General features: G+C 75.1%; 6 protein-coding genes and 2 pseudogenes. All 8 read left to right on the top strand.

Annotated elements, in window-relative coordinates:
• Window positions 1-715, top strand: a pseudogene (locus tag ADY01_RS30510) (DUF11 domain-containing protein); the annotation flags it as partial.
• Between the two features lie 60 nt (window positions 716-775).
• The gene (locus tag ADY01_RS30505; RefSeq protein ID WP_063784419.1) at window positions 776-1,558 is read left to right on the top strand and encodes a DUF4255 domain-containing protein; all 783 of its coding nucleotides are present in this window, start codon (window positions 776-778) and stop codon (window positions 1,556-1,558) included.
• Window positions 1,555-3,723, top strand: coding sequence for an ATP-binding protein (locus ADY01_RS30500; RefSeq protein WP_420715757.1), 2,169 nt, complete (start codon window positions 1,555-1,557; stop codon window positions 3,721-3,723). Before ADY01_RS30505 ends, ADY01_RS30500 begins: the two co-directional genes overlap by 4 nt.
• Window positions 3,724-3,835: 112 nt before the next feature.
• Window positions 3,836-5,386 carry a phage tail sheath family protein gene (locus tag ADY01_RS30495; RefSeq protein WP_049579916.1) on the top strand — a complete coding sequence of 517 codons (1,551 nt, stop codon included), beginning with the start codon at window positions 3,836-3,838 and terminating at the stop codon, window positions 5,384-5,386.
• Between the two features lie 35 nt (window positions 5,387-5,421).
• Window positions 5,422-5,868 carry a phage tail protein gene (locus tag ADY01_RS30490; RefSeq protein ID WP_049579914.1) on the top strand — a complete coding sequence of 149 codons (447 nt, stop codon included), beginning with the start codon at window positions 5,422-5,424 and terminating at the stop codon, window positions 5,866-5,868.
• Complete coding sequence (locus ADY01_RS30485) at window positions 5,868-6,329, top strand: hypothetical protein (protein WP_049579912.1); 462 nt, start codon at window positions 5,868-5,870, stop codon at window positions 6,327-6,329. Before ADY01_RS30490 ends, ADY01_RS30485 begins: the two co-directional genes overlap by 1 nt.
• Window positions 6,326-6,484, top strand: coding sequence for a DUF6760 family protein (locus tag ADY01_RS40015; protein WP_199826347.1), 159 nt, complete (start codon window positions 6,326-6,328; stop codon window positions 6,482-6,484). Before ADY01_RS30485 ends, ADY01_RS40015 begins: the two co-directional genes overlap by 4 nt.
• Before the next feature lie 5 nt (window positions 6,485-6,489).
• Window positions 6,490-7,017, top strand: a pseudogene (locus ADY01_RS41410) (hypothetical protein); the annotation flags it as partial.

The following is a 7,017-nucleotide window of genomic DNA, read 5'->3' as shown; positions in this document are numbered from 1 at the left end:
TCCGGCGGACCCGCCCCCTCCCCCCCCCCCGCCGGGAGACCCGGAGGAGGCCGACCCCGCGCTGTCGGTCACGGCCACCCCCGACCCCGCATACGTGGGGGGTGGGCTCACGGTCGCGTTCGAGGTGGCCAACGACGGTGACCGCGCGGCGGCCGGGACGACGGTCCAGCTCACGCTGCCCGCGGGCGTCCCCGTGGAGAGCACGCCCCAGGCGTGCGACGCGGAGCTGCGGTGCGCGGTCGGCGAGCTGGCCCCGGGGGCGTCGACGGCGCTCCGGGTGGTCCTCACCCCCGACGAGGCGGGCCCCCTGGACTTCTCCGGCTCGCTCACGGCGACCGGCTCCGACGCCGTGTCCGGCAACAACGACGCGGAGACGTCCGTCCGCGTGCTGCGACCACGCATCGAGGCGCTGCCCGACATCGGCTCCCCGGGGTTCGTGACCAGCGTCCGGGGCACGGACTTCCCGCCCGGCGTGCCGGTCGAGATCACCTGGTCACCCGGCATCACCGCCGCCGCCCGCCCGGCCGTCCCGGCGGCCGACGGCACCTTCACGGCGCAGCTGCTGATCCTGCCGGGGGACGCCATCGGCGCCCGCACCATCACCGCGGCGGCCGCCGGTGACACCGGCGTTCTCCCGTTCTCCCCGCTGACGACGCCCTTCCTGGTGGTGGACCAGACGCCGGATCCGCCGCTGTTCGACAGCAGGCGGTTCTAGCGGGAACGGTCCGGGAAGCGCGTCACGGCGGAACGTCCGGTCAGGAGGAGGCGGGATCCGGTGATCCACGAGGTGGACGAGACCCTCCAGGGGCTGCTCACCGACGACGTGCTGCCCGGCACCGGCGTGGACGTCGTCTTCGAGGCGCCCACCACCGCCTGGGCGGCCCGGCGCAACGCGCCCACCATCAACCTCTTCCTCTACGACATCCGCGAGGCGGTGGCCCACCGGCAGGAGGGGCGGATAGCCGAGCACGACGCGGACGGCACGACGGTCGCGGTGCACGGGCCGCCCCGCTGGTTCACGCTGTCCTACCTCGTCACCGCCTGGACCAAGCGGTCCCAGGACGAGCACCGGCTGCTGTCCGTGCTGCTCGCGGGCCTGCTGCGCCGAACGGTGCTGCCCGGGGACCGCCTCACCGGCTCCCTGGCGGCGCTCGGCCTCGCCGTCCCCTACACCATCGCCCTGCCGCCCGGCGACGGCCGGGCCCTGGCGGACGTGTGGAGCGCCCTCGGCGGGGAGTTGAAGCCGTCCCTCGACCTGGTCGTCACCGCTCCCATGTCCACCGGCCGCGTGGCGACGGCGCCTCCGGTGACGGACGCGCTGCTGCTGCGCGCCCTCGACGCGACGGGCGCCCCGGGCACCGCGGACGCCGACGGCACCGGCAGCGGCCGGACGCCGACGGCACCGGGCGCGGCCCGGGAGGCGACGGGGCGCGACGAGACCCGGCGTCCCCGTTACGACGACGCCCCGCAGGCACCCGGCGGCGCCCTGCCGGTCGGGGTGCGCAGGGTGCGCGGCGGGGCGGCGCGGCGCGGGCCGTCCGGGCCGGTGCCCGGGTGACCGTCGTCGCCGGCGGCCCCGCGCCGGCCGGGGCCGCGCCGCTTCCCGCCAAGGCACCCACCACCGCACCCTCCGCCGCGCCCTCCACCGCACGCCTGCACCTCGCCGCGCGCCTGCGCCGGACCGAGCGGCGGGTGCGGCGCGCCGTCGACGCGCGGCGCGGCACCGACCCGTGGCCGGACGACCCCATGCGCGGGCTGTACCTGTCGGAGGAGGCGGTGGACCGGTTCCTCGCCGCCCCCGGGGCGGAGTCGGGTCCCGGCGGCCCGGAAGGGCGGGCCGACCCGCCCGACGACGCCGAGTCCCGCGCCGACGAGGCCGAGTCGGCGGGAGCGCGCCTGCCCCTGAGGGCGCTGGCCCGCGGCTTCGCGCTGACGCCGCTCGACGTGGAACTCCTGCTGGTCGCCCTGCTCCCGGACGTCGACGGCCGGTTCGAGAAGCTGTACGGCTACCTGAACGACGACGTCACCCGGCGCCGGGCCGGCATCGGGCTCGCCCTCGAACTCGTCGGCGCCACGCCCCTGGACGCCGCCGTCCGCGCCCGGCTCGCCCCCGGAGCGCCGCTGGTGGACAGCGGGCTGCTGCTGGTCGAGGAGGACGACCGGCCCTTCCTCTCCCGCTCGCTGCGGGTGCCCGATCGGGTCACCGCCTACCTGCTGGGCGACACGGGGGTCGACCCCCGGCTGCGGGGGCTGGTCGGCCGGCCCGACGCGCTGCCGTCGCCGGCGGCCACCCGGCTGGGCGCCGCGCTGGCGGCCGGTGTGCGGCTGGTCTATGTGCGGGAGCGGTCCGGCGGCGGCGCGGCCTCCCTCGCGGCCGGCGCCCTGGCCGCCTGCGGCCGGGCCGCGCTCGGCGTCGACCTCGCGGCGCTCGCCGCCGAACCGGCCCCCGGCACGGCCCTGCGGGCCCTGGTCAGGGAGGCCCGGCTGCTGGGCGCCGGGCTGGTGGCGGGCCCCGTGGAGGCGCTCCGGTCGGGCGGGGCACCGTCCCGGCTGCTGCGCGGACTCGCCGCGTTGCCCGTTCCGGTGCTGCTGACCGGCGGGGGTGGCTGGGACCCGCTGTGGGCCGACGAGAGTCCCCTGCTCCTGACCGCCCCCCAGCTCGGCCTCGACGAGCGGGCCGCTCTGTGGCGGGAGGCGCTGGACGGCGCGGAGCCGGCGCCCGGCGTCGAGCCGGCCGCCGAGCTCGCCCCGTTCCTGCTGGGCCCCGACCAGGTCCGCCGGGCGGCCGGGGCCGCCCGGCGGCAGGCGCTGCTCGAAGGCGGCGGGCCGGTGACGTCGCGGCATCTGCGCGCCGGGGTGCGGGCGCAGAACGCCGCCGGTCTCGAAGTGCTGGCGCGCCGGGTGGAGCCGGCCGTCGGCTGGCCCGACCTGGTGCTGGGGGAGGACACCGCCGCGCAGCTCACCGAACTGGCGCTGCGCGCCCGCCACCGGGACCTGGTGCTCGGTGACTGGCGGATGCGCCCCGGCGGCGGGCGCGGGCGCGGCGTGATGGCGCTGTTCGCCGGCGACTCGGGCACCGGCAAGACGATGTCCGCCGAGGTGCTCGCGGCCGACCTGGGCCTCGACCTGTACGTGGTGGATCTCTCCTCGGTGGTGGACAAGTACGTCGGCGAGACGGAGAAGAACCTCGAACGGATCTTCACCGAGGCGGCCGGGGTCAACGGCGTGCTGCTCTTCGACGAGGCGGACGCCGTCTTCGGCAAGCGCTCCGAGGTCAAGGACGCCCACGACCGGTACGCCAACCTGGAGAGCGCCTACCTGCTCCAGCGGATGGAACGCTTCGACGGCATCGCCGTGCTCACCACCAACCTGCGGGCCAACCTCGACGAGGCGTTCACCCGCAGACTCGACGTGATCGTGGACTTCCCCCTGCCGGACGCCCCACGCCGCCGTTCGCTGTGGGACCGCTGCCTGGGTCCGGCCGTGCCCCGGGAGGAGGGTCTGGACCTGGACCTCTGCTCCCGGTTCGAGCTGGCCGGAGGGTCGATCAGGGCCTGCGCGGTGACCGCGGCCTACGCGGCGGCGGCGGCCCATCGCCCGCTGCGCACGGCGGACCTCGTGGTCGCCGTGCAGCGGGAGTACCGCAAGCTCGGACGGCTCGTCCTGGCGGACGAGTTCGCCCCCTACGCCGTCCTCCCGCCGGACGGGTCGGATGCCCCATAGGGCACATCTCGCTGCCCCAGACCGGTGCCCAGCAGTCATGGTTCGGGACGCACGGGGTGCGCGAGGCTGCCGAGCGGACCGGAGCCACCCCGGAAGCGGAAGAGGAGCAGGAATGCCGTCGTATCTGTCGCCGGGCGTCTACGTGGAGGAGGCGCCGGGCGGGCCACGGCCGATCGAGTCGGTCGGCACCTCCGTCGCGGCCTTCGTGGGCTTCGCCGAGAAGGGGCCCTTCCACACGCCGACGCTGGTGACGAACTGGACCCAGTTCACCCAGGCCTTCGGGGAGTTCGTCGACGGCGGCTACCTGGCCCTCGCGGTCTACGGTTTCTTCGCCAACGGCGGCGGCATCGCCTATGTCATCCGCGTCGGCGACCGGGGCGAGCGGGCGGGCGCGGCCGGCGGCCGGGCCAAGGAGCTGCCCGCCGGGGAGCCGGTGGCCCTGGGCACGTTCACGGTGGCCGCGCGGCCGGGCTCGGGATCCGAGCTGGACGTCGAGGTGATCGACCCGGCCGGGGAGAACGCTCCCGAGGACCGTTTCACCCTCGTCGTCCGGCAGGGCGGCCGGGAGGCCGAGCGGTTCGACGTCTCGGCGAAGAAGTCCACGAAGAACTACGTGGTCGGGCAGGTGCGGGAGAAGTCCTCGCTGATCGTGGTCGCGGAGGGCGCCCCCGCGAGCGCGCTGACGCGCCCCCAGGCGCAGAGCGTGTCGCTGCCCGATCCGCCGCCCGGCGCGGGCGCGGCGCTGCCGGCGGTGATCGGCCCGGAGGAGTACATCGGGGTGGCCGAGGACCGCACCGGGTTCGGCGCGCTGGAGGCGATCGACGAGATCACCATGCTGGCCGTGCCCGACCTGATGGCCGCCCACCAGTCGGGCCTGCTCGACGAGGAGGCGGTGAAGACCGTTCAGCTCGCCATGATCACCCACTGCGAGCTGATGGGCGACCGGCTGGCCGTGCTGGACCCGCCGCCCGACCTGACGCCGCGCCAGGTGCGCCAGTGGCGTCAGGAGGGCGCGGGGTTCGACTCCAAGTACGCCGCGCTGTACTACCCGTGGATCAAGGTCTTCGACCCGGCCTCGGGGCAGCACCGCCTCGTGCCGCCGAGCGGCCATGTCCTCGGCGTGTGGTCGAGGAACGACACCGAGCGCGGGGTGCACAAGGCGCCGGCCAACGAGGTGGTGCGCGGCGCCGTGGATCTCCAGACCACCGTCACCAAGGGTGAGCAGGACCTGCTCAACCCCATCGGCGTCAACTGCATCCGCGCCTTCCCCGGGCGCGGCATCCGCATCTGGGGCGCGCGCACCCTGTCCTCGGACCCCGCCTGGAAGTACGTCAACGTCCGGCGGCTGTTCAACTACCTGGAGGAGTCGGTCCTGCTGGGGACCCAGTGGGTCGTCTTCGAGCCCAACGACGAGTACCTGTGGAGCACGATCCGCCGCAACATCTCCGCCTTCCTGATGGAGGAGTGGCGGCGCGGGGCCCTCTTCGGCGCCACCCCGGGCGAGGCGTACTACGTCAAGTGCGACGCGGAGACGAACTCGCCGCAGACCATCGACACCGGCCAGGTGATCTGCGAGATCGGCGTCTGCCCCGTGAAGCCCGCCGAGTTCGTGATCTTCCGGCTGGCCCAGTTCTCCGACAGCACCAGCCTCGTCAACGAGTGACTCCCCACCCCGGCATCGCGGAAAGGTAGCGGCAGATGGCACAGGAGAGCGGTGACGCACTCGCCACCCACACATTCAAGGTCCAGCTCGGTGGCATCCAGGTGGAGACCGTCCAGCAGGTCAGCGGCCTGTCGATGGAGCTGGACACCATCGATGTCGTCCAGGTCACCGCGCAGGGCCAGTTGCTGATCCGGAAGCTGCCCGGCGCGCGCAAGGGCGGCGAGGTCACCATCACCCGGGGCATGGACCAGGCCAGCGACTTCACCGAGTGGATCAAGGAGACGTTCCAGCGCGGCGACGTCGACGCGGCCCGCCAGCAGCTGAGCATCATCTTCACCGACGCCAAGGGTGGCCAGGACCGGACGATCAACCTCAAGAACGCCTGGGCGCAGAAGTGGGAGGGGCCCGAGCTCAAGGCGGGCGACCCCCAGGCGGCGACGGAGCGGGTCACCATCGTCTTCGAGGACATCGAGTTCAACTGATGCGACGCAGCGCCTCCCCCCCCGCTCCCCCGGCCCCGAACCCGTTCCAGGGGGAGCCGGCCGGCCCGCCCGCGGCGGCCCCGGCCGAACGCATCAGGACGGAGTTCGAGTTCGAGCTGCCGCGCGGCTACGTGGACGAGTCGGGAACCGTGCACCGGCGCGGCGCCATGCGCCTGGCCACCGCCCGCGACGAGCTCCTGCCCCTGGCCGACCTGCGGGTGAAGGAGAACCCGGCCTACCTGTCGGTGGTGCTGCTCGGCCTGGTGATCACCAGGATCGGCACGGTCACCGATGTCCACGGCGGCGTGGTGGAGAGGTTCTTCGCCTCGGACCTCGCCTTCCTCCAGGACTTCTACCAGCGGATCAACGCCGAGGGCCACACCCGGGCGGCGGTCACCTGCCCGGAGTGCGACTCCGCCTTCGAGGTCGACCTGGCGGGTGGGCGCCTGGGGGAATCGTGACGTACGCGGCCGACCGTCTCTACGAGGAGACCGCGTACATCGCCTACCACTTCCACTGGCCGCGGGAGCAGATCTACGACCTGACCCATGCCGAACGCGTCCGGTGGGTGCGGGAGATCGCCCGGATCAACACACGTGTCAACGGAGGTGAGTGACGGCCGTGGGACTGCGGCAACGCCTGCGTCGCCGGCGCTCCGGGCGCCCCGGGAGCGACCTCGCCCCCGGCGCGCCGACCCGCGTCGCCCCGTCCGGTACGCCGGACGCACCGGACACGCCGGACACGCCGAACGCGTCGGCGGGGGACGGCGCGTGGCGGGCCGTCCCGCCGTTACGGCGCGCGATCGCCGACCAGGTGCTGGTGACCGACCCGCTCGGCTTCACCGACCGGCTGCCCACCCACCAGGCGCCGACGTTCCGCTCAGAGCTGGGACATCTCGTCACCCCTCTGGCCCCCTCCGGCCTGGTGCACGCCGTCGCCCGGCCGCCTGGCTCCCGGGCCGTCCCGGAGGCCGAACGCGGCCGCGCCGCCGCCCAGGCACCGGTCGTGGTCCCGGTGCGGGCGCCGACGCCGACGGAGCCGACCGACGGGCCCGGGGGTGCGGGCGTCGCCGGCGCTCCGGGCGCCCCGGGCGGACCCGCCGCCGCGCCGCCGAGGCTCGCCGTCAGCCGCGCCCCGGTGCGGCGGGCC

The sequence above is a fragment of the Streptomyces sp. SBT349 genome, assembly GCF_001083795.1.
GTDB lineage: Bacteria > Actinomycetota > Actinomycetes > Streptomycetales > Streptomycetaceae > Streptomyces.
Note: the sequence above shows the minus strand (reverse complement) of the source record. Positions and strands in the feature narration are given on the sequence as shown.

What these genes read in the sequence shown, in the direction of transcription:
- ADY01_RS30490 (WP_049579914.1), top strand. Translation starts at nt 5,422, where the DNA reads ATGGCACAGGAGAGCGGTGACGCACTCGCCACCCACACATTCAAGGTC.
- ADY01_RS30485 (WP_049579912.1), top strand. Translation starts at nt 5,868, where the DNA reads ATGCGACGCAGCGCCTCCCCCCCCGCTCCCCCGGCCCCGAACCCGTTC.
- ADY01_RS30495 (WP_049579916.1), top strand. Translation starts at nt 3,836, where the DNA reads ATGCCGTCGTATCTGTCGCCGGGCGTCTACGTGGAGGAGGCGCCGGGC.